The sequence below is a fragment of the Methylobacterium sp. A54F genome (assembly GCF_053346035.1).
The window spans coordinates 1-23,851 of record NZ_JBKFBF010000009.1; the positions used below are offsets into that span (position 1 = coordinate 1).

Consider the following 23,851-nt stretch of genomic DNA (forward strand, 5'->3'; position numbering starts at 1 on the left):
ATGTTGCTGGCTGCGTTGTAGTAGTACCCCGGCTGCCCGATCAGGCTGCGAAACGAGACCGGCGCCTCCGCCACGCTGCGCCCCGCACCCGCCGCAACATCGGAAAGACCAGAAAAACTAGGCGAACCCATTGGCGTGTATGCAGTTTTCGAAAGAGTCGTCATCGGTTGAACCGCTCGGTATCTTGCCAATATGCGGCATCGGTTGGTAATCAATGCGCAAGGGGTACGCATCGGGATCGCCACTGACGGTCGTTTAGAGTCCTTAACGAATTGTTACCGAATCAATATTTGGACGATAATTGCCTCAACGATATCTTGATCGGAGTGTTTGAAATCTAATAAATCAGTTTCATAAAGGAATTATAACCTAATGCCTACGAACGTATTCTATGAGATCTAAGTCGCAGGATCGAAATCTACTGCCAGTCATGTTGAAGAGGTGTCTAGAAAGGCCATGATGCTGCTCAATAGCGGCATCGGTGAGATCTCAATGGCTGAGTTAGCTGTCGGGTTCGGCGAGCAGTAGGAGGATGCATTTCGTGCTCGGTCCACAGCAGGTCCAGCTGCGCAATGAAGCCCGCGGTCCATCAAGAATGTCTTGGGATGTACATTTGTGAGGTCGAGGACAAGCGCTCTTAAACTAGCTGACCGGCTCCTCGCAACAACCCGGCACTGCGTATCGCCGGCCTATTTTGTCCTGAGAGTGTCGCCCATGCCGAGAAGGATCTTGTTCATATCCAGGAAGCGGCGATAACGGATCGCGATCAGGGTCATGATGCAGCGCAGGCGGATCGTCGGACTGCAGGGTATGCGGGCGCGGGCGATCTTCAGACCGTGCAAGGTCGGAGAGAAGAGGACCAGCAGCGACCGGAGGAACCATCGTACCCGCCAAAATCTGCGCTCCCGCTCGAGGGCGTAGGCCTCCAGCGTCGTTCGCCGGAATTTGCGGACCAGCTCTCCCCACGTGTGCCGGGCGGGATGCGCGACAATGACGTCTGGGACATAGGTGATCGTATAATTGCGCTGCCTCGCGCGCTGACACCACTCGACATCTTCGGACACCGTTCCGCGGAAGCCGCCGATATCCCAGAAGATGTGGGTGTGAACGAACATATTGCCGGAGCCGGTGAAGCCCTTGTTGTTGATGTAGTGTTCGAACCTGAATGAAAAAATCATCTCGAAGAGCTCGACCGGGTTCGGACTGCCTTGAAGGAGCGGCTCGACGACGACCTTGCCTCCAATGATGTGGGCATTCTCAAGCGCCCGGACGCCGTTCCGCAACCAGTCCGGATCCGGCCGGCAGTCGGAATCGATGAACGCCAGGATACATCCTACCGCTGCAGCTGCCCCGGTGTTGCGCGCGAGCCCAGCGCCCTGCTCGGGCGCAGGAATGACCTTGGCGCGACCCGCGACCGTGGTCTCGACCGCCGCAAGCCCGCAGGCCGAGTTGTTGTCCGCGACGATGATCTCGAAGCAGTCAGCCGGGTAACTTTGCTTCCGTAGCAGGTCCAAGCAGGTATCGAGGTTCGCCAAGTCGTTGTAGAGCGGAATGATGATGGATGCGAAGGGCTTGGCCATCGCTGGTTCGGGCTCGCCTCGTTCATCCGAACTCGCGGGCAACCGACGAGACGTTTCTGGGCTGAGGCCAGTGTCGGATTGCGATACCCGTCGTACGGCCTCGACGCCCGTGGGGACTTCCAGTCTTCCGCGGTGGCGAAGTCCGGCGTCGTCCACCTCTATGGGTAGAGCCATGGATGCCTCTCTGGAATCGGTCCGGCGGATCATCACTGAAAATCCCGAATTGGCAATCGTTCCACAGCTTAGTGATACAAATGTATTATTACGATTGTTGTAGGACGCAGATACAGTTTTCAATCACAAGACCATGACTCTCGCGGCCAGCAAATATTTGATCAGAAATGACCGCAGAGCCCTTTCCTGATGTATATCGGAAATTTTATCTCAAAACCTGATTTTCAATAAGCAATTTAGGTGCGTTCAGGGCTATCGATGCTGGTCGCGGCGAATGCCATAAGAAGCCCTGGGCACGAAAAGCGATGGATTGCGCATCAGGCATGACGCATGGCGATCAGGGATTTCGTCAGCGGACCAACCTTCTCCTTGACGATCTCCGCATCCGGGAACAACTCGCGCATCTGGCGTTGATCCAGCAACTGGGCGCGTTGGCAGTCGCGCATAGCCTGATCGAAGGTCTCGGTCTTTGGATAGAAGCCGAGCTGGCGCTTCATGTGTAGGCGCGCACGCCACTGCTCGGGCATCCACTGATAACCGATCGTCCGATAGTGTGGTTCCATCGGAAACCAGTAGTACGGCGTCTGCACAAAGTAGCGCCGCCCGACGCGCCGTACTTCGGATGCCATCCGGCTCATCTCGCCCCAGCGCCCGACATGCTCGATGACGGAATTCGAATGCACGAGGTCAAACTCGTTGTCCTCGACGAAGTCGAGGTCCGTGGCATTCCCGGTCCTGAAGCTGAAGCGCTCGTCCTCGAAGGCCTCGGTCCGGTCCGACAGATTCGTGATTGTGATCTGCAGCGGCAAACCCTGCAACTCGGTTCGGAACGGCCGCCAGTAGCCGTATTCGCCGCCAACGTCGATAATTCGGCAAGACCCTTTTTCGGCGATGCAGGCTTGCGCAAGCTTAACGAAAGAACTGAAGCGTTTCTTCCGGTACCGACTGCCATACGCATCAAGACCCATGGTCGAACCCTCCAAGCTTCGAGGTACGACCCTCGTCGGGTCGTCCCGTGGGTAACGTGCGCTCCAAGTGCACCGGTGCATATACTACTTTGCGCCGCTAATTCCCACGCCTTATTCGGCCTTGCGACCGGCGGGCAATGGGCTCAAAATCGAGCATTCCATCGCGCCGTGGTGGGCTGGCTCGCATGCACCGCCCGCGAATGCTTCCCTGCCGGATGGGGCACCGCGCGCGTCGAAAATCGCACGGCTGTTCGAAGGAGCGAGAACCAATGTCGACGCGGTTCCTGAAGCGGGCAGTCCGACGCGTTCTTCCGGATGCAATCGTTCACGCCATAGCCATGGCCCGGGCGGACGAACCCCTGATCCCGGTCATCAGCGGTCACGCGCGGGGAGGAACGTTCATCGATATCGGTGCCAATATCGGGGTGTACTCGCACGCTCTGCGCGGCATCGCGACCAGGATCGTTGCCTTCGAGCCGGTTCCCGTCCTGGCGGCGGCACTCCGGCGGCGCTACCCGGATATCGAGGTCCACGCCTGTGCGCTCAGCGCGAGAGCCGGCTCCGCCATCCTGCACGTTCCGAGCCGCGCCCAGGAGCAGGTGTTCCCACGTGCTTCGCTCAACGATGATGCCAATCCGGGCTTCAGCCTCGAGGGCGTTCCGGTCCAGATGCGCACGCTGGACGAGTTCGGAATTCGCGATGCCCGCGTCATCAAGATCGACGTGGAGGGACATGAGGAGGCCGTCCTGCAGGGCGCCATCGAAACGATCCGCGCGTCGCGGCCGGCACTCCTCGTCGAAATCGAGGAACGGCACCATCCGGGCCGCTCCGCAGACCTGATGGGCTGGATCGAGGCGATGGGCTACGCGCCCTACTACCACGATGGCCAAGAACTCGTGCCCGCAATCGGGCGCGACTTCGCGCGATGGCAGCCAAACCACCTGCGCGCGGAAGCGTTCGGGAGCAAGAACAACCGCTACATCAACAATTTCCTGTTCCTCAATGCACACTGAGCGCCGGGCGTTCTGCCCGCGGTGGACCTCAGGCCGGCGCCGGTCTGGCCCGTCGGCCGTAGCCCTGACGGAGGAGCCCGCTCAAAGCGACCTTCGCCGTCAGGGCTATCACCACGAGGATCAGCACGGTCACGAGATTGCCTCCGCCGAGCGCTTCCCGCACACCCGCCGCAAGTGGAGGCGCGACGGCGCACAGGACGAGCATCAGCATCAGCGCCTCCGTCGCGAGGTAGTCGCGGATCGCCGGCCCGAACACGTGCCGGCTGGCAACCAGGAGCGAGCCGAGCGTCGCCACCTCCCCGAGCAGGACTCCCGAGAGGATTGCGTCGAGGGACGGATAGAGGTGCACGAGGATCGCAGCGGCCGCGAGGCCGAGGAATGGCGCCTGGCTCGACGCTGCGAGGCGCGTCGTCGATTTGGCATGGAGGAGCAGTGTCGTCATGGGATCGGCCCGGCTCGCCCGGAAGAACGCCACGAGCGAGATGAGCAGGACCGCCGTGTCGCTCACCGTGAAGCGCGGGCCGAACGCGAGGGGCATCACGGTTTTCAGGGTTCCGCCGAGCAGCACTGCATAGCAGGCCGCGATGATCGGCATGGATCGCGCATAGAGGCGCCGCCGGACGGCGAAGCGGTCCGCGTCATCCGCGTTGTGCAGGCCTGCGAAATGGATGGCGCTGACGACCTTCGTGAGTGCGCTGATCGGCACGATCGCGATCAGGATCATCACGGCGTAATGGCCGAGCGCCTCGACGCCGAGGGTCGCGCCGACGAGAAGCCGATCGCCTTGCGTGTAAACGGCGAGCCCGAAGCCGTTGAGGAGCAGGGGCAGGCTGAAGGTCAATGCTCCCCGCGTCAGGGGAGAGCGCAATCGGACCCGGTAGGGCGTGCGCGCAAGTCTCTGCGTCATCGCGAGGTAAATCGTGGATTGGACCACCATGTAAGCGATGAAGGCGACGTGGCTGTGGAGGATCCCTGCGACACCGACCATCGCGACGAGGCCGATTGCGTGCGAGACGGCCAAGGCCAGGAGGATCGGCCGGAATCGATAGTGGCGCTCGCCGATCCGCACCTCGAGGTGCTCGAAGCCGCGGATCAACGGAAGCAGCGCGAGGGCGGCGAAACTCGGCCAATTCGCGCAACTCGTCAGGGCGCAAGCGATCGGTTCGGACAGCAGGCCGAAAGCCGCCGCCACGACGAGTCCTCTCAAAATCGAAACCGCGTGGGCGATCGCGAGGGCCTCCTCGTAGAGGTCCTGCTTGGTCGAGAGTACGAACCGGTAGACGGCCAGGTCCGTCATCTGTTCGAGGACGGCGTAGGAGGCCGAAAGCGCGGAGGCGAACCCAAACTCGTAGCCCCCGAGAAGCCGGGTGAGCACGAACATCCTGACGAAGGAGACCGACATCTCCAGGACGCTGATGCCGACGAGAGGCAGAACCCGGGAGAGCTTATTCAGCGCCGTCATGACCCTTCGCACTTGGGCGGCTTCGTCGACACGCTGCGTCGCCGCGCACGCCTTGAGCCCAGGATGCCGGCACGAACCGCCATGCAACGACGCCGGTCGACACATCCCCGGGAGCGATCACAGGCCCGGCAGCGATCTGGTGACCCCGGGCAGCGCATGTTCGTCTCTTCGCCATCAATCCACGATGGACTCCGACTTGCAAGCCTCGATCCAAACGAGGCAGTCGGCATCCTGACGTCCAGGTTTTTCGGGCTTCGCGGTGCGTGCCGCGCGGGAAGGCAGTCATGAGCTTGCGGCTTGGTCATGCGGTCGCAAATGGCCACGACAACAACCTCAACCTGGTCCGCATGGTTGCCGCGCTCGCGGTCCTCGTCAGCCACAGCTTTGCGATCGTTTCCGGAAATCCGGCTCGGGAGCCTCTCCAAGCTGCCCTGGGCATGTCGCTCGGCGGCATTGCGGTCTGGGCCTTCTTCGCGATCAGTGGCTTCCTGGTCGCGAAGAGCTGGGAGCGCGCCGCGGGGAGCGTGGATTTTCTGCTGGCGCGAGCGCTCCGCATCGGTCCGGGCTTGATCGTGGTGCTCCTGCTGACTGTCCTCCTTCTCGGGCCCGCGTTTACGCACCTTGGGTTGCGGGCCTACTTCGGTGAGACCGCCGTCTTCACCTACATCCCCCGCAACTTCACGCTCGTCTCGATGCAGTACCCGCTCCCCGGGGTGTTCGATGGGAACCCCTTCGGGCCGGCCATCAATGGGTCTCTCTGGACGCTCTTCCACGAGGTCGCCTGCTACCTGATGCTCCTGATCGTGGGCTTGGTCGGGGGCTTCCGGACCCGCTGGGTATGGGGCGCCTTCCTCGGAACGTTCGGCGCGTTCTGGCTCGCAATGACGCTCGCGTATCCGGCTGCGGGGAAGGCGAGTCTCTTCGCGGATCTGGCCTTACCGTTCGTTGCCGGCATGTGCCTCTACAGGGCGCGGCGCCGCGTCCCGCTTGCAGCTGGAATTATCCTGCTCCTTGCCACTGCCGCGTGTCTCGCCCACGGCACGGTCGCCTTCAAGCCAGTCTTCGCGGCAGCGCTCGCCTATGCGGTTCTTTGGTTGGCCTACCGGCCCGGCGGCGTTCTGCGCGCCTACAACCAGCTCGGCGACTGCTCGTTCGGCGTCTACATCTATGCTTTCCCGGTGCAGCAGGCCCTGGTGGCGCTGGAGCCTGGGATTCCGATCCCGATGCACATCGCTCTCGCAAGCCTGGTCGTGCTGCCCCTGGCCGCGGCTTCCTGGATACTCGTGGAGAAACCCATGCTGGGGCTGCGAAGGCCGCTCGCCGAACTGTGGCGAGCGAATGCGGCGTCGATGCGCGGTCGCGACCGAACCGCCGCCTGACCACGCGACAGCCCGTAGCCTGCTCAGGGTTCGTTCGCCGTCCGAAGGTCGCGACCGAGTTTGACTCGGGGTTGTGGAAGATGCTGAGTGGCATTCCGCGCCCATCAGAGCCAGACCGTTGGACGATACACTCGAACTGCGCGAGCAACTCGCGCGCGCCTGGCGGACAACCCTCGAAGCCGCGATCGACCGGGGCACGCCGCCGCAGGCCGTGATCGAGACGATGGCGGCGGTGGCGCATGCGCGCTTCGCCGAGAGCTTCGGGCCCGCGGCCGCCGCGAGCTATCTGCAGCTCCTCGCTGAGCAGTTGCGCGACATCGAACGGCAGGAGACGCGCGACCTCGTGCGCGGCGACGAGGCAGAGGCGCCGCCCCAGGCCACGCCCTTCGAGTTCGCCCTCGACCCGAACTGGCTCGTGCGCGACGACCTCCTCGGCTGACCGCGGCGACGCGACCGCGCAACGGCCTCAGGGCTTCCGGGCACGACGGCGCTGCAGGGCGAGAAGCCCCGCCGACCACAGCAGCGAGACCGCGAGCGCACCCACCATGGCGCCCGCGACCCCGAGAAGATCAATCAGAACGTGCAGGCTCAGCAGGGTGAGCCCGAAGCCGAACACGCCCCGGATCGCGGTGCGGGCGAGCTGGCCCGTCGCCGCGCCGCCGACCCGTGGGTGCAGGATCACGAAGGTGCTGGTGAGCGCCACCGGGAAGGCGGCCACGATCCCCGTCCGGGCCGGGCTCAGCACCGCGCTCAGCGCCAGCACCGCGGTCACGAACAGGGCCACGGCGACGGCGCGGAGCAGAAGGTCGAGCAACCGCCGCGTCGCCACGGTGCCGCGCACGAAGGCGGCGCGTGCCCCCGCCGGGGTGAGGGCGGTCCCGGTCCCGTACACCGCCCCGTTGAGGAGGAAGGCCGTGAGCGGCGTCCAGGCGACGGTCCCGATCAGGGCGGCCGCGGCGATCCAGGTGGCCACGGCCGCACCGAGGGCGCGCGGGCAGGGGGCCCGGGGGGCGAGGCGGGCGTAGACGATGAGGAACAGGCCGGTGGCCGCGTTGGCCGCGAACCCGTTGAGGGCCGCCCCCGCGATGAAGGCCGGCTCGTGCTGGAGCGCCATGAACACGTAGGCGGGGCCGGCGGTCACCGGCAGGCTGATGATCAGCGCGCCCCAGAACGGCCCCGCGGCCTCCGCGACGGCCGAGGCGAGGACGACGATCAGTCCGGTGGTCACGGCGCGCAGCAGGGCCGGCAGCCAGAGGGCGGTGGTCATGGGAGAGGTCGGTCGCGGGCGGTACGGGAGGGCCCGGAATCGGGCGGTGAACCAGCGTCCCTAACCGATCATGCACCGAACTTCCCGGAAATGCGTGGCCGGGCGAACGGCATTCACGTTTGTTAAACGCGCGGGGGCGACCTTCGGGGCATACAACTTACAGTAGAGAAGACCGATGTATCGCGTGATCGGTTGCCTGACGCAGCAGCACACGGTCTGGGTCTTCCCCCTCGCGGCCCTCGTCTGCTGGGTGTCGAGCCACACCGCCCTGCGCCTCGTCCGCCAGATGCGGGAGGGCGGCGACCATGGACGCTGGATCTGGCTCGGGGCGGCGAGCTTCTCGGCCGGGGCCGGGGTCTGGAGCACGCACTTCATCGGCATGCTGGGCTACGACCCGGGCATCGCGATCCATTACGACCTGCGCGTGACCCTGATCTCGCTGGCGGTCGGGATCGGCGCCGTGATGGCGGCGCTTGCGCTGCTGCGCCAGGCGGACCGGGGCTCCGTCGCGGCGGTGGCCGGGGTGGTGCTCGGGCTCGGGGTCGCGGCCATGCATTTCACGGGGATGGCGGGGGTCCAGGTCCCGGGCCGGCTCGGCTTCGATCGGACCCTGGCGCTCGCCGCGGTCGCGGGCGGGTGCGGGCTCGCCGCGGCGGCGTTCGTCGTCGCGATCCGGCCGCGGGTCGCGCGCCGGGGTCTCGACGCTGCGCTCCTGACCGCGTCCATCGCCGTCCTCCACTTCACCGCCATGGGTGCGGCCGAGATCATCCCGGACGCGGCCCTGGACGCCCCCGGCCTCGGGTTGCCGCGCCTCGCGCTCGCCTGCGGGATCGCCGCCGCGATGCTGGCGATCCTGGGCTTCGCGGCCCTCGCGCTGTTCGCGGAGCGGCTGCGCCGCAGCAACCAGGCGTTGCGCGCCAGCGAGACGGCCTGCCGGCTCAGCGAGGAGCGCCTAGCGCTCGCCATCGACGGCGACGGCTCCTGGGACCTCACGGTCGCGACCGGCGTGATGTGGTTCTCGGACCGCTGGGAGACGATGCTCGGCTACACGCCGGGCGAGCTCGCGCGCCACCTCCGGACCTGGGAGGCCCTGCTGCACCCGGAGGACGAGCCGCAGGCCCGCCGGCTCTTCGCCGAGCACCTCGACGGGCACAGCCCCGTCTACGAGTGCGAGCACCGCCTGCGCCGCAAGGACGGCGGCTGGGGCTGGGTGCTCGCCCGCGGCAAGGTGGTGGCCCGCGACGGGGAGGGCGTGGCGCTGCGCGTCGTCGGCATGCACTTCGACACCACGCACCGGCGCGAGGCGGAGCGGCGGCTCGCCCACATGGCGCTCCACGACGCGCTGACGGGGCTGCCGAACCGGGTGCTGTTCCGCGACCGGCTGAACCAGCAGCTCGCCGACATCCGGCGCCACGGCGGCAGCTTCGCGGTGCTCGCCTGCGACCTCGACCGGTTCAAGGCCGTCAACGACACCTACGGCCACCCGGCCGGCGACGCGCTCCTCGCGGTCATCGCCGAGCGGCTGCGCGGCGTGGTGCGGACCGGGGACATCATCGCCCGCCTCGGCGGCGACGAGTTCGCCATCATCGTCGGCCACCTCGACACCCTGCGGGCGGCGACCCTCGTCGCGCAGCGGGTGATCGCGGCCGTCGAGCAGCCCGTCGAGATCGGGCCGAACCGCGCCACCGTCGGCGTCAGCATCGGCATCGCCACGGCCGCCGGGGACGAGGACGCGGACGAGCTCTTCAAGCGCGCCGACATCGCGCTCTACCGGGCGAAGGCCGAGGGGCGGAACACCCTGCGCTTCTACGAGGCCGGGATGGATGCGGCCCTGGCCAAGCGCAACCTCCTGGAGCGGGACCTGCGCGAGGCGCTCCGCGCGGGCAGCTTCGTGCTCCACTACCAGCCGATCGTCGGCCTGGAGGCCGAGGCGCCGAGCGGCTTCGAGGCCCTGCTGCGCTGGCCCCACCCGGAGCGCGGCCTCATCCCGCCCGCCGAGTTCATTCCCCTCGCCGAGGAGAGCGGGCTGATCGTGCCCCTCGGCGCCTGGGCCCTGCGGGAGGCCTGCCGCGAGGCGGCGGCCTGGCCCGGGCGCCCGCGGGTGGCCGTGAACGTCTCCGCCGTGCAGTTCCGGGACGAGAGCCTGGAGAGCACGGTGCTCGGCGCGCTCGCCGCCTCGGGCCTCGCGCCGGACCGCCTGGAGCTCGAGATCACCGAGAGCGTGCTGATGGACGACGGCGAGGCCTCGCTCGCCTGCCTGCGCCGGCTGAAGGCGCTCGGCGTGCGCATCGCCCTCGACGATTTCGGCACCGGCTACTCCTCGTTGAGCTACCTGCGCCGCTTCCCCTTCGACAAGATCAAGGTGGACCGCACGTTCATCCGGGAGATCGCCGACCCGGACACCGCCGCGATCGTGCGCTCGATCGTCGGCCTCGGCGAGCGCCTCGGCGCGGCGATCACGGCGGAGGGCGTGGAGACGCCGGCGCAGCTCGACCACGTGCGCGCCCTCGGCTGCACGGAGGCGCAGGGCTTCCTCCTCGGGGTGCCGCGGCCCGCCGCCGAGGCGCTTCGGGCCACCGGCCTCCTCGCGGCCCGCGATGCCGCCTGAGGCGCAGACCGGTGGCGGCCCGTGCGTCGCGCCGCTTCGGCGGGATGCACGGGATCGTCTTAACCGATCTTTCGAAGACACGGGCTACGTGTAGGATCTCCGAGGGAGTGGGCCCGCCGTGCTGCCCGAGACCGTGGTGCTCGTCACCGACCAGCCCAACCGCAGCGCGCCGCTCGCCGCGGCGATCGATGCGGTCTGCACCTGCGAGGTGGTCGGGCCCGAGGTCGATTGGCCCTCGCGCGCCGCCACGGCCGCGATCGTGGTGGATCTCGATCTCGCGCGGGGCACCAGCATCCGCTGCCTGGAGGTTCTGCGCGGCCAGCCCTGGGCTGTCGAGCGGCCGGTGCTCTGCGTGTCCCGGCGGATCTCCGAAAAGGCGCTGCGGCAGGCCCGCATGCTCGGGGCCCACGCCTGCCTGCCCTTCTACACCGAGCCCCACGTCATCGTGACGGCCCTCCTGAACCTGATCAACCCGGATTCGAGCGGTCTCAACGCCGGTCTCCGGCAATGCGCGGAGCGGGCCGGCACGGCCCTCGGGGAGCTGTTCCAGGCCGCCGAGGCGCGGGGGCGGGTGGACCTGCAGGCGGTGGACCGCTCCGTGGAGCCGATCCTCACCGCGCTGGAGCAGGGCGGCCTCGCGCGCTGGCTCAACACCATCCGGGCGCACGACGACGCCACCTACCAGCATTGCCTGGTCGTCGCCGGCCTCGCGGCCCAGTTCGCGATCCACGTCGGCTTTCCGGAGGCCCAGCGCCGCCGCCTCGTGCGCGCCGCCCTCGTGCACGACGTCGGCAAGGCGCGGATCCCGCGGCGGATCCTCCTGAAGCGCGGGCCCCTGGACGAGGCCGAGACCGCGATCGTGCGGATGCACCCGATCCTCGGCTACGAGATCCTGCGGGCGAGCCCGGAGGCCGACCCGGCGATGCTCGACGCGGTGCGCCGCCACCACGAGTACCTCGACGGCTCCGGCTACCCGGACGGCGTCGGCGAGGCCGAGATCAGCGACGTCACGCGCTTCCTCACGATCTGCGACGTCTACGCGACGCTCACGGCGCGGCGCGATTTCCGGCCGGCCATGACCTCCGACGAGGCCATGCGGGTGCTGCACGGGATGGAAGGCAAGATCGAGACCCGCTTCGCGCAGGCCTTCGGGGCCGCGGTGGCGCGGGCGGCCTGAGGGGGCCCGCCGCACAAAACGCGGCCGCGGGCGCAGTGCCCGGTGGACGGGGCGGCGGGGAGCCGACACAAGTCCGGCGTCCAAGGCCCTGCGCCCAAGACCCTCCGCCGTCCAAGACCCTCCGCTGCCCAAGTCCCTCCGCGCGAGTTCCGCTCCCCCCGATGCTTCGCCTCATCCTCACGCTGGCGATGGCCGGCTTCGCCAGCACCTTCGCGGGTCGCTCCGTCGAGCCCCTCGTCGGCGTGATGGCCCGCGACCTCGCGAGCGACCCGCACACGGTCGCGCTGCTCTCGACCGCCTTCGCGCTGCCCTACGCGCTGATCCAGCCCGTGCTCGGCCCGGTCGGCGACGCCCTCGGCAAGGAGCGGGTGATGGGCGCGTGCCTCGGCGCGCTGGCCCTCGCCCTCGCGGGCAGCGCGCTTGCGACGGATCTCGGCCTGCTGTTCGGCCTGCGCATCGCGGCGGGGGCGGCGGCGGGCGGGGTGGTGCCCCTGGCGCTGGCGCTCATGGGCGACCGCATCCCCATGGAGCGGCGGCAGGTGGCGATCGGCCGGTTCCTCGTGGCGGTGATCCTCGGCCAGCTCTCGGGCTCGACCTTCGCGGGGCTGATCGAGGCACGGGTCGGCTGGCACGGCGTCTTCGCCATCACGGCGGCGGTGGCCGCCCTCGGCTGCCTCGCCGCGCTCTTCGGCTTCGAGCGCGCATTGGCGCCGGCGCCCCAGCGGCCGGATTTCGCGCAGGCGGTCTCGCGCTACCGGGCGATCATCGGCAACCCGCGCGCCCGGGTGCTGTTCGGCTCGGTCTTCATCGAGGCCATCGCGATCTTCGGCTTCTTCCCGCACCTCGCGCCGCTGATCGAGGCGCGCGGGGAGGGCGGCCCCCGGGAGGCGGGCCTCGCACTCGCCGGCTTCGCGGTGGGCGGCCTGCTCTACGCGGGCCTCGTCGCCGTGCTGCTGCGCTTCCTCGGCATGGGGCGGATGCTGGTCGGCGGCGGCATCATCTGCGCCGGAGCCCTGGTGACCATCGGCCTGGCAGGCCGTTGGCCGGTCGACGCCGCGGCGCTCGTCGCCCTCGGCCTCGGCTTCTACATGCTCCACAACACCTTCCAGGTTCAGGTCACGGAGGTGGCGCCGGGCGCGCGCGCCTCGGCGGTGGCCCTCCACGCCTTCTCGTTCTTCTGCGGCCAGGCGCTCGGCGTCGTGCTCATCGGCCTCGGCCTGCAGGGCGTCGGACAGTTCGCAACGCTCTCCGCCTGCGCGGCGGCGAGCCTCGGCCTCGGCATCGCGACGGCGATCCTCCTGTCGCGGCCGGCTCCTCCGCCCCCCGCGGCCTGAGCACGGCTCAATTACCTCGCGCGAGCAGAAATGCGGCGAGGACGCAGAGGGTCAGCACCCCGCCCGCGATCACCGCCCAGGTCGCGGATGCCCGCCGGCCCGGGGCAGCGGCCGGGACGGGCGCGGCGCGGGCGGCCTCGATGCGGGGCAGCTCCGGGCGCGGCTGCACCGCCGGTTGCGAAACCGGTGCCGGCGGCGGCGCCGCGGAGCCGATGGCGAGCCCGCCGGGATCGCGCAGGTCGGCGGGCCGCATGAGCGCCGCGAGCATCTCCTCGATCTCGACCGGCACCCCGGCTTCCTCGATTTCCAGGACGATGAGGGCCAGATCCTCGGCGCTCAGGGCGGCGATCGGGAGATGTTCGCGCAGGTCCTCCGGCGTCAGCCGCCCACGCTGCCGCCCGAGGTCGATGAGACGGTCGAGGACCGCCCGGTCGAGGCCCGGCGTCACCGCGGCGTGCTCATCGCTTCGCCTCGGCAGACCCGACTTCGCGCTCGATGACCCGGACCTGCCGGTCGTGCGCCCTGCCGCCCCGCGGCTTCGCGGCGGTCATCGTCGCGGCGGTCATGCTCGTGGCCGTCATCTTCGTGGCCGTCATGGCGGTCTCCCGGTCGGTGACCCGGGCCAACCGGCGGGGCGGTGCGGCGTTCCGGCCGATGCCCGAGAACCCGACGACCCCTTCGCCGCTTGACGCTGGCGCAGTCCGTCCCGCGACCCGAGAGGCGTTCCACGATGTCCGACGAAATCGAGAGGCTCGGCCTGCTCCTCAATCTGCACGAGCTCGCGATCACCAGGCTGTTCGAGGCCGTTCCAGAGGGCGCCGCCGCCCGGCGCTCGTTCATCGCGGATGTGCGGCGCCTCCTCGACGACACGCGGGCGCTGCAGCCGCACGGGCCGGCGGCGCAGACCTACGAGGCGCTCCTGCGCCGCTTCGATGCGACCGGGCCCGACGACGGCGCGCTCGGCGTGACGCCGACGCCGGAGCGGGGCCTGCCCCCCGCGGGGGCGGGTGCCTGACGGGCCTTGGGGTCGGGGCTGACAACCGTCCACCTCGCCTGAGAGCCTGTTTGATTCCTGAAAACAAAGGTCGTCGGACCGGTGGCCGTTGTCCGGCCCATCCCCCTCATCCTGGGGTGCTGCGAAGCAGCCTCGAAGGAGCCGTCCAGAAGCCGCGCGATCCCTGGAGCCCTCCTTCGAGGCCGCTGACGCTGCATCTCAGGATGAGGTAACGCGTTGGAACAACGCCTCAAGCAGGCTCTGAGACGTGCTGGCGCCACGGTCGCCGCGGCGGCTCAGCGATAATCCGTCGGCGTGAGTCCGTGCCGCGCGAGCTTGTCGTAGAGCGTCTTGCGCGGCAGCCCGAGCGCCTCGGCGGCGACGCGCACGTCGCCGCCCGCCATCACCAGCTCGTCGCGGATCAGCCCGCGCTCGAAGCGGTCGACCTGCTCGGCGAGGCTGAGGCCCTGCGCGGGCTCCGCCTCGGCGTCGAGGCCGCCGAGGCCGAGGGTGCAGCGCTCCGCGTAATGGTCGAGCTCGCGCACGTTGCCGGGCCAGTCGTGGCGCAGGAGGTGATCCCGGATGGCCGGCGTGACGGCGGGCGGCTCGCGCCGGAAACGGGCGCTCGCACGGGCGAGGAAGTGCCGGAAGAGCAGCGGCACGTCCTCCCGCCGGTCCCGCAGCGGCGGGATCCGCACCGTGATCACGTTGAGGCGGTGATAGAGGTCGTCCCGGAACGTGCCCTGCGCGGCGGCCTGGCCGAGATCGACCTTCGTGGCCGCGACCACGCGCATGTCGACCGCCCGCGCCTCGTTGGTCCCGAGGGGCTCCACCACCCGCTCCTGCAGGACGCGCAGGAGCTTCACCTGGATCGCGAGGGGCATGCTCTCGATCTCGTCGAGGAAGAGCGTTCCCCCATGCGCGTGCTCGATCCGGCCGACGCGCCGCTTGAGCGCGCCCGTGAAGGCGCCGGCCTCGTGCCCGAACAGCTCGCTCTCGACCACGCTGTCGGGCAGCGCGCCGCAATTCATCGGCACGAAGTTGCCGCCCGCCCGTCGGCCCCAGCGATGGAGCGCGCTCGCCACCACCTCCTTGCCGGAGCCGGTCTCGCCCAGCACCAGCACGTCGACGTCGGCCTCCGCCACGTCGCGCACGAGGCGGCGCAGCCGAACGATCTCGGGGGAGGCCCCCAGGAAGGCCGGGTCGGCCTCGAGGGCTGCGTCGAGGCGGGCCCGCAGGGTCCGGTTCTCCAGGGCGAGGCGCCGACGCTCCAGCGCCCGCCGCACGGACGCGACCAGGGCCTCGGCCGGGTAGGGCTTGGCCAGGAAGTCGTAGGCACCGTCCCGCATGGCGCCGACCGCCATGGAGATGTCGCCGTGCCCGGTGATCAGGATGACGGGCAGGTCCGGATCGGTTCCGCGGACCCGCTCGAACAGGGCGCGTCCGTCGAGGTCGGGCAGGCGCACGTCGGTCACCAGAACGCCCGCCGGTGCCCGGCTCAGCGCCGCCAGCGCCGGCTCGGCGGCCGCGAAGACCTCGACGTCGAAGCCCGCGAGTTCGAGGCTCTGGCGGTTCGCCCGGCGCACGTCCTCCTCGTCGTCGACGAAGACGATCCGCTCGGCCGGATCCGCGCCGTCCGCCCCGTCACCGCTCACGCCGCGCTCTCCGTCGTTTCCTCGCTCAGGGTTCTCGCGCGAAACAGCTCGATCCGGAAGGCGGCCCCGCCGCCCACGGCCTCCTCGACCGCGAGGGTGCCGCCGCAATCCTCGACGATGCCGCGGCTGATGGCGAGCCCGAGGCCGAGCCCGTCCGGCTTCGTCGTCACGAAGGCGTCGAACACCTGGCGGCGCTCCGGCTCGGGGATCCCGGGTCCGTTGTCGGTCACCGTCAGAACCACGCGATCGGCCGCCTCCTGGATCGTCAGGGCGATGCTCGCGTCCTGGCGTCCCGCCACCGCGTCGAGGGCGTTCTGCAGGAGGTTGACGAGCACCTGCTCCAGTCGCGGCCCGTCGCCCAGCACCGCGAGCCCCGGCGGCGGCTCTGCGACGGCGGGCACGATCCCGGCGCTCGCGGCCCGGGCCGCGACGATCTCCAGGCTGTTCGCCAGGATGCTCGCCAGGGCGACCGGCTCGCGGCGCCCCGAGGCGCGGCGGGCGAAGCCCTTGAGCTGGCGGGTGAGGGCGCCGATCCGGTCGGTGAGGCGGCCGATCGCCGTGACGTTCTCGGCCGCGTCCGCGACGCGCCCCCGCTCGACCAGGATCGCGGTATTGTCCGCGTAGGACCGGATCGCCGCCAGCGGCTGGTTGATCTCGTGCGCGAGGCTCGCGGCGAACTGGCCGAGCGCCGCCAGCCGCCCGGCCTGCGCGAGCTCCCGGCCGAGGCGCTCGCGCTCCGCCTCGGCGCGGCGGCGCTCCTCGGCCTCGGCGCGGAGCTGCCGGTTGGCTGCGCTCAGGGCCTCGGTCCGCTCGCGCACCCGCGCCTCCAGCTCCTCGCGCCGGCTCGCCTCCTCGGCGCGCCGCGCCCGGTTCCGGCGCCGGCGACCCAGGAGGGTCGCGAGCCCGAGCCAGGCGAGGCCGCTCGCCAGGAGGGCGATCACCTGACCCTGCACGCGCTCGCGCTCCACGGCGGCGCCGACCGGGGTCAGGGCGTGGAGGCGCCAGTCGGTGCCGGGCACCGCCGCGTCGAGGGGCAGGGCCGTGCGGGCCGGGAGGGCGCCGTTGCCGATCCGCACCAGGGCGCCGTCGCCGGGAACCGGGTGCAGGGGCAGGAGCGGCAGGGGCGCCGTGCCGAACTCGAGCGTCTCCCGGATGCGGGCGCGTTCCGCCGCGTCGATCTCCCGCAGCGTCCCGAAGCGCCAATCGGGCTCGCTCGCGACGAGCACGATCCCGCGGGGGTCGGTCGCGAACACGCGCTCCCCGCTCGCCCGCCAGGCAGCCTCGATCCCGTCGAACTCGATCTTGACCACGACGACCCCGACGCTGCCGATGCGCCGCGAGAGGTACAGGCCCGGCCGTCCGCTGACGGTCCCGAGGGCGAATTGCGAGCCGGACCCCGTCCGCATCGCCTCCTGGAAGTAGGGGCGGAACCGGTAGTCGCGTCCGACGAAGCCGAGCGGCTCGCCCGCGTTGCTCGCCGCCACCGTCAGGCCGTCGGCCCGCACCACGTAGATCACGGCGGCGCCCGTCGCCCGCGCGATCTCGGCGAGGCGGCCGCTGACCCGCTCGGCGATGGTCCCCTCGGCGCCCGGCGCCAGCATGGCGGCGATCTCGGGATCGGCGGCGAGGGCCAGGGGCAGGCCGCCCTGGCGCTGCATCTCGGCCGAGAGGGCCCCGACCTGCAGCGTCAGGGCCAGGTGCGCCGTGCGGCGCAGGTCCGCCAGGGCCGAGCGCTCCGCGAAGCGCCCCGCCACCCAGGCCGCCGCGAGCCCCGCGACGAGCCCGGCCAGGAGACCGAGGCTCCGCCGTCCTGCCCGGACACCGCGCAGGAACCGCCGTCCGACCGGCTCCGTCACGCGCGGACACCCGGTGCGGAACGCCGGACAGCTTCGGACAGCCGCGTGCGGAATCCCGCACGGGCGAATTCCGGGCCAGGAGGCCTCACAGCAAAAAGCCCATCAAAAACAGAAGCTTAATTTTCCTTCGGCACGTGTCTCGTCCTGGCACGCCGGTTGCCATTCGGCAGGTGTGATGCAGCCCTACCGCCACGGTATGCCTGCACGCCACACGGCCAACACCAAGAGCGGACGAGGTCCGGCGCCCCGCGGGGCACCGGGGGGACGAGCCGACGCGACCCGGACATTTCTCAGGGAGAGAACACCCCATGGCCACCGTGCCTCCACTCGCGGCGCCCCACGCGCCGCCCGCGCCGAAGCCCCTCTACCGGACCCTGTACTTCCAGGTGCTGGTCGCAGTGGCGATCGGCATCCTCCTCGGCCACTTCTACCCGCAGCTCGGCTCTGAGATGAAGCCGCTCGGCGATGCGTTCATCAAGCTCGTCAAGATGATCATCGCGCCGGTGATCTTCCTCACCGTGGTCTCCGGCATCGCCGGCATGACGAACCTCGAGAAGGTCGGCCGCGTCGGCGGCAAGGCGCTGATCTACTTCCTCACCTTCTCGACGCTCGCCCTCATCGTCGGCCTCATCGTGGCGAACCTGCTGCAGCCCGGCAACGGCCTGCACATCGACCCGAAGTCGCTCGATCCGAAGGCGGTCGCCACCTACGCCGACAAGGCGAAGACGCAGACCATCACCGACTTCCTGATGAACGTCATCCCGTCAACGGCGGTCGGTGCCTTCTCGGGCGGCGAGATCCTGCAGGTGCTGTTCTTCTCTGTGCTGTTCGGCTTCGGCCTCGCCTTCATGGGCGACCGCGGCAAGCCGGTCCTCGACATCATCAAGGTGCTGTCCGAGGCGATCTTCGGCGTCGTCAACATCATCATGAAGATCGCGCCCATCGGCGCCTTCGGGGCCATGGCCTTCACGATCGGCAAGTACGGGATCAGCTCGCTTGCCAACCTCGCCTACCTGGTCGGCGCCTTCTACCTGACCTCGGCCATCTTCGTGCTGGTCGTCCTCGGCGCGGTCGCCCGCTACAACGGCTTCTCGATCCTGCGGCTCATCCGCTACATCAAGGAGGAGCTGCTCCTCGTCCTCGGCACGTCCTCGTCCGAGTCGGCGCTGCCCTCGCTGATCGACAAGATGGAGCGGGCCGGCTGCTCGCGCCCGGTCGTCGGCCTCGTCGTGCCGACCGGCTACTCGTTCAACCTCGACGGCACCAACATCTACATGACGATGGCGGCGCTGTTCATAGCCCAGGCGACCGACACGCCGCTCTCGCTCGGCGAGCAGGCCCTGCTGCTCCTCGTCGCCATGCTGTCCTCGAAGGGCGCCGCCGGCGTCACGGGCTCGGGCTTCATCACCCTCGCGGCAACGCTCGCGGTGGTGCCTTCGGTGCCCGTGGTCGGCATGGCGCTGATCCTCGGCATCGATCGCTTCATGTCGGAGTGCCGCGCGCTGACGAACTTCATCGGCAACGCGGTCGCCTGCATCGTGGTCGCCCGCTGGGAGGGTGAGGTCGACGACGCGAAGCTTGCCGCGGCGCTGAGCGGCCGGGCGACCGAGCCGGTCGCTCCGGCCCCGGTGCTCCAGCCGGCCGAGTGAGGTCGGCCCGAAGCGACATCGTCTCCCGGACAGGGCCTCGCCCGGTCCGGGAGACGCGTTCAGAGGGCCTTCTCGACGACGGACTCGATCCACTCGGGCTGCGTCTCGCCGACCGAGCGGCCGACCTCGTTGGCGCCCTTGAACACGATCAGGGTGCTCTGCTGGCGGGCGTCGAAGCGGCGCATCAGGTCCTTCTGCGTGTCGAAGTCGATCGTGAAGACCGCGAGTTCCTTGAAGCGCGGCGCGGCCAGGAGCTGCGTCAGGATCGGCTTCTGAGCCCGGCAGATCGGGCACCAGGGGGCCGCCACCGCCACCACGATGGGCCGGCCCGCCGCCTGAGCCGCCGCGAAGGCCTCCGCGGTGAAGGGCTGGCCCGGCTCCGCCGCAGCATGGACGGGTCCGGCGGTCAGGAGGAGCGCCAGGGCACCCCCCGCCCGGAGCAGCACGCGTCGTGTCGTCATCGGGGTGATCCTTGGGGGTGATCCTTGGGGGTGATCCTCGGGGGTGATCCTCGGCTCAGTCAGCGCTGCGCATCGGCGGCCGGCTTGGCTCCCGCGGCCCAGGCCGCATCCTGGCGGACGACCGCCGTATCATGCGCGTCCTGCCAGCCTTCGACCCCCTCCGGGAACCACTGGACGGCCGTGTACCCGGCCTGGACGAGGCGGCGCCCGGCATTCCAGCTTCCCCAGCAATCGGGATGGCAGAAGGTCACGACCGCGCGGCCCTTGTCGCCCCCGGTCAGCTCCTCGATGCGCTTCAAGAACGCGGCCTCGCGGGCCGGGTCCATCGGCGCGGCGCCAGCCCCCGGCATCCAGACTGCGCCCGGGATGGAGCGGTGGGCCGGCAGCCAGGGCCGATCGGCCGGGAAGTTGTCCGGCTTGCGGTCGGCGAGCGCCACGTCGAGGAGGACCGGCTTGTCGGCCATCAGGGCGTCGAGCGCGGCGAGGTCGATCACCCGGGCACCCTTCAGCGTCTTCGGCGTGTAGCCCTGCGGCGCACCCGTCCAGTAGCCGTCCGGCTCCGGGACGTTCACGGGCGAGTCCGCGGGCATGGCCGCGGCAAGGATCGTCGCGGCGCAGAGGGTGGCGGCGAGGGCGGCGAGGCGTTTCATCCCGGGGGCCTCCGGCTCAGTTGCTGGGGCTCGGCGCGTTGAAGGTGTGCTGCCAGGATCCGCCCTGGCTGTCGCTCGCGGATACCTTGATGGGCCCCTGGCCCTCGGGCAGGAAGGCGAAGTTGATCACCGGGTTCGAGGCGATCGAGATGTCGCCGTCCATGGTGAAGACGTTCTTGTCGCCGTAGGCGACGGTGAGCTTGTTGATGTAGCGCGCCGGCGTGTAGTCGCGCGTCACCTGGTTCATCTGCATCCCGGAGAAGTTCGGGTGGCGCACCATGAGGGTCGCCTCCACCGGCTTTCCGGGTGCGGCCTCGCCCGAGAACTTCATCTTCATGTCGCCCATGCCGCGCATGGCCTCCTCGTCGCTCATCCCCATCGGGGCCGAGCATCCGCCGGAGGCTTTGATGAACTTCGTCGCCTCGTAGAGCTTGCCGTCGCGGGTCTCCGCGACTGCGTGCACGTTGGTGTAGTTGTTGATGCGCACCCGGAGCTTCAGCTCGCTCGCATCGGCGGCCGGACCGAATGTGAAGTGCGCGGCGTAGGGCGACGGGTTGTCGTCGATGATGAAGTGGACGGCCTTGATCTGGTCCTTGTCGGGCATGGTCAGGGTGATCGGCACGAGGGCCGCGTCCAGCGCGCGCGCCGGCGCATCCACCTTGATCAGCGAGTCGGTCGGCTCGATCGCGCGGTCGCCGAAGATCGACTTGGCGATCTCCTGCCACCGCGCGCCGCGCTCGGCATCGGTGTCGGAAGCGCCGGCGGCCAGGGCCGGCCCGGCGAGCAGGAGGGCCAGGACGGCCGGGGCAGCGGCTTGGAGAAGCGTCTTCATCGGGTGTCTCCTCGCGATCGGTTGGTTTTGGCGATCAAGTGTTTGGGCTGAGATGGCGTCGTGCCTAGTCCCACTCAAGTTCCTTGTAGGCCACGATTACGTTGCGGCCGTTGTAGGTGTCGAACAGGGCCCAGTTGTCGCGTTCGGATCGTGCGACCGTATCGACGGCCTTCTCGATCGGCACGTCAGCCGCGATGGCCTTGCGGGTCTCGTCGCGCAGCGTCGTGAGGTAGCGCGCCAGATCCGCGACGGCCGGTGCGAAGTCGACCGCCGCCGGCCCGTGCCCCGGCACGGCCCTGGCGGCACCGATGGCCTTGAGCGCCTCGATCTCCTTGAGCCAGCCGTTGAGGTTGCCGTCGACGCTCGGGATCCGGTTGACGAAGAGCAGGTCGGCCGGGAACAGCAGGCCGCTTCCCGTATCCAGCATCGAGAGGTCGCTGGTCGTATGCGCCGGCCCGTGCGCCCTGAAGCGAAGCACCCGGTCGCCGAGGTCGATCTCCGCCCCGTCCTTGACTGCCTGCGTCGGGTAAACCACCGGCCCTGTCCGGTCGGCGCCGAGGATGTCCGCGAGCCGCTGGCGATAGAACTCGCCCCGCGCATCGAGGGCCTCGTGCAGGCCGTGATGACCGATGAAGTTCGGCTTGTCCTCCAGGAAGGCGCCGGCACCGAAGGCGTGGTCGGGGTGGACGTGCGTGATAACCACGTGCCGGATCGGCTTGTCCGTGCGCTTGGCGATCTCGGCACGCAGCCATTGCCCGTCCGCGAGGCTGCCGCCGGACTCGGTCACCAGCACGCCGTCCCGACCGATGATGAAGCCGATGTTGGCGATGGCATCGAGGTTCTGGGGCGTCGCCTCCTCGTGCGGTCCGCGCCGGATGAAGACCCCCGTGGCAACCTCGTCGAGCGCGAAGGCTTCCGCGGCACGCCCCAGCACGGGGAGGCAGCAGAGGCACAGGCCGCCGAACAGGCTCTCCCGGCGGGTGAGCCGGCGCGAAGCCGATACGCTGGTGCCGGCGCTGAACGCCCGCATGCCGAAACCTCCCAGATCTTGTTCCAACCATCTAGTAGGTAGATTTTTAGTGCGTCAAGTGGCAAGGAAGCCGACGAGTTCCACGTTTACGTGAGCCGGCGCGAGCGAGCCGAGGCGATGAGAGACACCCGTTCCGAACTGCTGATGCAAGCCGAGGCGCTCGTGCGGGGCCGCGGCTACTCGGGCTTCAGCTACGCCGACCTCGCCGAGGCCGTGGGCATCCGCAAGGCGAGCATCCACCACCATTTCCCCACGAAGGCGGATCTCGGCCTCGCCCTCGTCGCTGCCTACGAGGCTCGCTACGACGACGCCCTCGCGGCGATCCGCGCCGAGCACGCAAACGGGATCGCGCGGATCGATGCTTACGGGCGCCTCTATCTTGGCGGCGTGGAGCAAAATCTCGGCTGCCTGTGCGCGGCCCTCGCCACCGAGGGCGATGCCCTGCCGGAGAGCCTGCGGGCGGCCATCGTCCGCTTCTTCGAGCGCCACCTCGTCTGGCTGGAGGCGGTGCTCGTCGAGGGACAGGCGGACGGAAGCATCCGGAAAGGGCTCGATCCCGTCGCGCAGGCCCGCCTCGTCGTCGCTACGTTGGAGGGGGCGCTTCTGCTGGAGCGGCTGCTCGCCGGGCCCGCGGGGTTTTCGCGCACGCTCGACGCACTGACGGCGAGCCTGCGGTGAGCGTGTCTCAGCGTTCGACAGCTGCAGCCCGGAACCGTTCAAATCCCTGCGCGCGCAAGGTGCAGGCCGGGCAGGTACCGCAGCCGTGGCCCCAGGGATGGCGCTCGCCACGCTCGCCGAGGTAGCAGGTGTGGCTCTCCGCCACGATGAGGTCGACGAGCGGCGTGCCCCCGAGCGATTCGGCGAGGCGCCAGGTCTCGGCCTTGTCGAGCCACATCAGCGGAGTGTGCAGCACGAAGCGGCGCTCCATGCCGAGGTTGAGTGCGACCTGCAGGGCCTTGATGGTGTCGTCCCGGCAGTCCGGGTAGCCCGAGTAGTCCGTCTCGCACATGCCGCCCACCACGTGGCGCAGGCCCCGCCGGTAGGCGAGGGCCGCCGCGAAGGTGAGGAAGACGAGGTTGCGCCCGGGCACGAAGGTGTTCGGCAGGCCGCTGGCGCCGAGGGTGATCTCGGTGTCGCGGGTCAGGGCCGTCTCGGAGACCGCGCCGAGGGCGGCGAGATCGAGGGTGTGATCCTCGCCGAGCCGGCGTGCCCAGTCGGGCCGGATGCGGCGCACGCCGTCGCGGAGCGCGGCGCGGCAATCGAGTTCGACCCGGTGACGCTGGCCGTAATCGAAGCCCAGCGTCTCCACGCGCGGGTAGCGGTCGAGCGCCCAGGCCAGGCAGGTGGCGGAGTCCTGGCCGCCCGAGAACAGGACCAGCGCACCGTCGTCCATCGCGTCAATCGCCCTCGTATTCGGCCCAGGACATCGGCGTCTCGTAGACCCTGACGGAGGAGAGGCCCGGCAGCACCGGCTTCGCCCGATGCCAGATCCAGGCCGCGATGTGCTCCGCGGTCGGATTCTCCAGCCCCTCGATCTCGTTGAGGCAATGGTGGTCGAGGCGCTCCAGCAGCGGCGCGAAGGCGCTCTCGACGTCGTAGAAGTCCACGACCCAGCCGCTGTCGCGGTCGACGCCGCCCGAGATGGTCAGCTCGACCCGGTAGGAGTGGCCGTGCATGCGGTGGCAGCGGTGGCTCGCGGGCACGTTCGGCAGCCGGTGGGCCGCCTCGAAGGTGAAGGCTTGGGTGATCTTCATGGTGGGCA

The 23,851-nt window shown here is 69.5% G+C and carries 23 protein-coding genes; 9 read left to right on the forward strand and 14 right to left on the reverse strand.

The window, feature by feature from the left end; all coding sequences use genetic code 11:
• Positions 1–689: 689 nt before the first annotated feature.
• Together ACLBXP_RS15585 and ACLBXP_RS15590 are read right to left on the reverse strand one after the other, a co-directional pair.
• Entirely contained in the window at positions 690–1,580 is an 891-nt protein-coding gene (locus ACLBXP_RS15585; protein ID WP_447668643.1) for a glycosyltransferase, read from the reverse strand.
• A 491-nt stretch (positions 1,581–2,071) separates the two neighbouring features.
• A complete protein-coding gene (locus tag ACLBXP_RS15590; RefSeq protein WP_447668644.1) occupies positions 2,072–2,722 on the reverse strand; it encodes a class I SAM-dependent methyltransferase in 651 nt (216 codons plus the stop codon).
• Between the two features lie 269 nt (positions 2,723–2,991).
• On the opposite strand from ACLBXP_RS15590, the gene ACLBXP_RS15595 reads away from it, so the two are divergent.
• A complete protein-coding gene (locus ACLBXP_RS15595) occupies positions 2,992–3,735 on the forward strand; it encodes an FkbM family methyltransferase (RefSeq protein WP_447668645.1) in 744 nt (247 codons plus the stop codon).
• Between the two features lie 28 nt (positions 3,736–3,763).
• Here the strand turns inward: ACLBXP_RS15595 and ACLBXP_RS15600 are convergent, their stop codons facing one another.
• The gene (locus ACLBXP_RS15600) at positions 3,764–5,284 is read right to left on the reverse strand and encodes a lipopolysaccharide biosynthesis protein (protein WP_447668646.1); all 1,521 of its coding nucleotides are present in this window, start codon (positions 5,282–5,284) and stop codon (positions 3,764–3,766) included.
• Between the two features lie 197 nt (positions 5,285–5,481).
• Here ACLBXP_RS15600 and ACLBXP_RS15605 point away from each other — a divergent pair, with 197 nt between their 5' ends.
• Entirely contained in the window at positions 5,482–6,576 is a 1,095-nt protein-coding gene (locus ACLBXP_RS15605) for an acyltransferase family protein (protein WP_447668647.1), read from the forward strand.
• Between the two features lie 118 nt (positions 6,577–6,694).
• Positions 6,695–7,015, forward strand: a complete 321-nt coding sequence (locus ACLBXP_RS15610; protein ID WP_447668648.1) for a hypothetical protein — start codon at positions 6,695–6,697, stop codon at positions 7,013–7,015.
• Between the two features lie 27 nt (positions 7,016–7,042).
• On the opposite strand, the gene ACLBXP_RS15615 is transcribed toward ACLBXP_RS15610, so the two are convergent.
• Positions 7,043–7,843 carry a hypothetical protein gene (locus ACLBXP_RS15615; RefSeq protein ID WP_447668649.1) on the reverse strand — a complete coding sequence of 267 codons (801 nt, stop codon included), beginning with the start codon at positions 7,841–7,843 and terminating at the stop codon, positions 7,043–7,045.
• 184 nt (positions 7,844–8,027) lie between these two features.
• On the opposite strand from ACLBXP_RS15615, the gene ACLBXP_RS15620 reads away from it, so the two are divergent.
• The 3 genes from ACLBXP_RS15620 (at position 8,028) to ACLBXP_RS15630 (ending at position 12,962) form a co-directional block, all read left to right on the forward strand.
• Positions 8,028–10,451 (forward strand): bifunctional diguanylate cyclase/phosphodiesterase, encoded by a 2,424-nt coding sequence (locus ACLBXP_RS15620; protein WP_447668650.1) that lies wholly within the window; start codon positions 8,028–8,030, stop codon positions 10,449–10,451.
• A 118-nt stretch (positions 10,452–10,569) separates the two neighbouring features.
• Complete coding sequence (locus tag ACLBXP_RS15625) at positions 10,570–11,628, forward strand: HD-GYP domain-containing protein (protein WP_447668651.1); 1,059 nt, start codon at positions 10,570–10,572, stop codon at positions 11,626–11,628.
• Between the two features lie 161 nt (positions 11,629–11,789).
• Entirely contained in the window at positions 11,790–12,962 is a 1,173-nt protein-coding gene (locus ACLBXP_RS15630; RefSeq protein ID WP_447668652.1) for an MFS transporter, read from the forward strand.
• 7 nt (positions 12,963–12,969) lie between these two features.
• Here the strand turns inward: ACLBXP_RS15630 and ACLBXP_RS15635 are convergent, their stop codons facing one another.
• Both ACLBXP_RS15635 and ACLBXP_RS15640 read right to left on the reverse strand, forming a co-directional pair.
• On the reverse strand, positions 12,970–13,410 hold the full coding sequence (locus ACLBXP_RS15635) for an RNA polymerase sigma factor region1.1 domain-containing protein (protein WP_447668653.1): 441 nt from the start codon (positions 13,408–13,410) through the stop codon (positions 12,970–12,972).
• Positions 13,411–13,420: 10 nt separating this feature from the next.
• The gene (locus ACLBXP_RS15640) at positions 13,421–13,558 is read right to left on the reverse strand and encodes a hypothetical protein (protein WP_447668654.1); all 138 of its coding nucleotides are present in this window, start codon (positions 13,556–13,558) and stop codon (positions 13,421–13,423) included.
• A 134-nt stretch (positions 13,559–13,692) separates the two neighbouring features.
• Here ACLBXP_RS15640 and ACLBXP_RS15645 point away from each other — a divergent pair, with 134 nt between their 5' ends.
• Positions 13,693–13,977, forward strand: coding sequence for a hypothetical protein (locus tag ACLBXP_RS15645; protein WP_447668655.1), 285 nt, complete (start codon positions 13,693–13,695; stop codon positions 13,975–13,977).
• A 275-nt stretch (positions 13,978–14,252) separates the two neighbouring features.
• On the opposite strand, the gene ACLBXP_RS15650 is transcribed toward ACLBXP_RS15645, so the two are convergent.
• On the reverse strand, positions 14,253–15,611 hold the full coding sequence (locus ACLBXP_RS15650; RefSeq protein WP_447668656.1) for a sigma-54-dependent transcriptional regulator: 1,359 nt from the start codon (positions 15,609–15,611) through the stop codon (positions 14,253–14,255).
• The gene (locus tag ACLBXP_RS15655) at positions 15,608–17,467 is read right to left on the reverse strand and encodes a sensor histidine kinase (RefSeq protein WP_447668657.1); all 1,860 of its coding nucleotides are present in this window, start codon (positions 17,465–17,467) and stop codon (positions 15,608–15,610) included. Before ACLBXP_RS15655 ends, ACLBXP_RS15650 begins: the two co-directional genes overlap by 4 nt.
• Positions 17,468–17,775: 308 nt before the next feature.
• On the opposite strand from ACLBXP_RS15655, the gene ACLBXP_RS15660 reads away from it, so the two are divergent.
• Complete coding sequence (locus tag ACLBXP_RS15660) at positions 17,776–19,116, forward strand: dicarboxylate/amino acid:cation symporter (RefSeq protein WP_447668658.1); 1,341 nt, start codon at positions 17,776–17,778, stop codon at positions 19,114–19,116.
• Positions 19,117–19,175: 59 nt separating this feature from the next.
• Here the strand turns inward: ACLBXP_RS15660 and ACLBXP_RS15665 are convergent, their stop codons facing one another.
• The 4 genes from ACLBXP_RS15665 to ACLBXP_RS15680 all read right to left on the reverse strand — a co-directional run bounded on the left by ACLBXP_RS15665 (position 19,176) and on the right by ACLBXP_RS15680 (position 22,089).
• Positions 19,176–19,577 (reverse strand): thioredoxin family protein, encoded by a 402-nt coding sequence (locus ACLBXP_RS15665; RefSeq protein WP_447668659.1) that lies wholly within the window; start codon positions 19,575–19,577, stop codon positions 19,176–19,178.
• A 59-nt stretch (positions 19,578–19,636) separates the two neighbouring features.
• Positions 19,637–20,227, reverse strand: coding sequence for a rhodanese-like domain-containing protein (locus ACLBXP_RS15670; RefSeq protein ID WP_447668660.1), 591 nt, complete (start codon positions 20,225–20,227; stop codon positions 19,637–19,639).
• Positions 20,228–20,243: 16 nt separating this feature from the next.
• Complete coding sequence (locus tag ACLBXP_RS15675) at positions 20,244–21,059, reverse strand: quinoprotein dehydrogenase-associated SoxYZ-like carrier (RefSeq protein ID WP_447668661.1); 816 nt, start codon at positions 21,057–21,059, stop codon at positions 20,244–20,246.
• 64 nt (positions 21,060–21,123) lie between these two features.
• Positions 21,124–22,089, reverse strand: coding sequence for a quinoprotein relay system zinc metallohydrolase 2 (locus ACLBXP_RS15680; RefSeq protein ID WP_447668662.1), 966 nt, complete (start codon positions 22,087–22,089; stop codon positions 21,124–21,126).
• Between the two features lie 117 nt (positions 22,090–22,206).
• Here ACLBXP_RS15680 and ACLBXP_RS15685 point away from each other — a divergent pair, with 117 nt between their 5' ends.
• A complete protein-coding gene (locus tag ACLBXP_RS15685; protein ID WP_447668663.1) occupies positions 22,207–22,767 on the forward strand; it encodes a TetR/AcrR family transcriptional regulator in 561 nt (186 codons plus the stop codon).
• Between the two features lie 7 nt (positions 22,768–22,774).
• On the opposite strand, the gene queC is transcribed toward ACLBXP_RS15685, so the two are convergent.
• Together queC and queD are read right to left on the reverse strand one after the other, a co-directional pair.
• Positions 22,775–23,482: a 7-cyano-7-deazaguanine synthase QueC gene (queC, locus tag ACLBXP_RS15690; protein WP_447668664.1), complete on the reverse strand. Its 708-nt coding sequence runs from the start codon at positions 23,480–23,482 to the stop codon at positions 22,775–22,777.
• Between the two features lie 4 nt (positions 23,483–23,486).
• On the reverse strand, positions 23,487–23,843 hold the full coding sequence (gene queD, locus ACLBXP_RS15695; protein ID WP_447668665.1) for a 6-carboxytetrahydropterin synthase QueD: 357 nt from the start codon (positions 23,841–23,843) through the stop codon (positions 23,487–23,489).
• Positions 23,844–23,851 lie beyond the last annotated feature (8 nt).

Coding starts and splice junctions, on each gene's coding strand:
- queC (WP_447668664.1), bottom strand. CDS start 23,482: ATGGACGACGGTGCGCTGGTCCTGTTCTCGGGCGGCCAGGACTCCGCC.
- ACLBXP_RS15645 (WP_447668655.1), top strand. CDS start 13,693: ATGTCCGACGAAATCGAGAGGCTCGGCCTGCTCCTCAATCTGCACGAG.
- ACLBXP_RS15640 (WP_447668654.1), bottom strand. CDS start 13,558: ATGACGGCCACGAAGATGACGGCCACGAGCATGACCGCCGCGACGATG.
- ACLBXP_RS15680 (WP_447668662.1), bottom strand. CDS start 22,089: ATGCGGGCGTTCAGCGCCGGCACCAGCGTATCGGCTTCGCGCCGGCTC.
- ACLBXP_RS15665 (WP_447668659.1), bottom strand. CDS start 19,577: ATGACGACACGACGCGTGCTGCTCCGGGCGGGGGGTGCCCTGGCGCTC.
- ACLBXP_RS15605 (WP_447668647.1), top strand. CDS start 5,482: ATGAGCTTGCGGCTTGGTCATGCGGTCGCAAATGGCCACGACAACAAC.
- ACLBXP_RS15675 (WP_447668661.1), bottom strand. CDS start 21,059: ATGAAGACGCTTCTCCAAGCCGCTGCCCCGGCCGTCCTGGCCCTCCTG.
- ACLBXP_RS15615 (WP_447668649.1), bottom strand. CDS start 7,843: ATGACCACCGCCCTCTGGCTGCCGGCCCTGCTGCGCGCCGTGACCACC.
- ACLBXP_RS15660 (WP_447668658.1), top strand. CDS start 17,776: ATGGCCACCGTGCCTCCACTCGCGGCGCCCCACGCGCCGCCCGCGCCG.
- ACLBXP_RS15670 (WP_447668660.1), bottom strand. CDS start 20,227: ATGAAACGCCTCGCCGCCCTCGCCGCCACCCTCTGCGCCGCGACGATC.
- ACLBXP_RS15590 (WP_447668644.1), bottom strand. CDS start 2,722: ATGGGTCTTGATGCGTATGGCAGTCGGTACCGGAAGAAACGCTTCAGT.
- queD (WP_447668665.1), bottom strand. CDS start 23,843: ATGAAGATCACCCAAGCCTTCACCTTCGAGGCGGCCCACCGGCTGCCG.
- ACLBXP_RS15630 (WP_447668652.1), top strand. CDS start 11,790: ATGCTTCGCCTCATCCTCACGCTGGCGATGGCCGGCTTCGCCAGCACC.
- ACLBXP_RS15595 (WP_447668645.1), top strand. CDS start 2,992: ATGTCGACGCGGTTCCTGAAGCGGGCAGTCCGACGCGTTCTTCCGGAT.
- ACLBXP_RS15585 (WP_447668643.1), bottom strand. CDS start 1,580: ATGGCCAAGCCCTTCGCATCCATCATCATTCCGCTCTACAACGACTTG.
- ACLBXP_RS15685 (WP_447668663.1), top strand. CDS start 22,207: ATGAGAGACACCCGTTCCGAACTGCTGATGCAAGCCGAGGCGCTCGTG.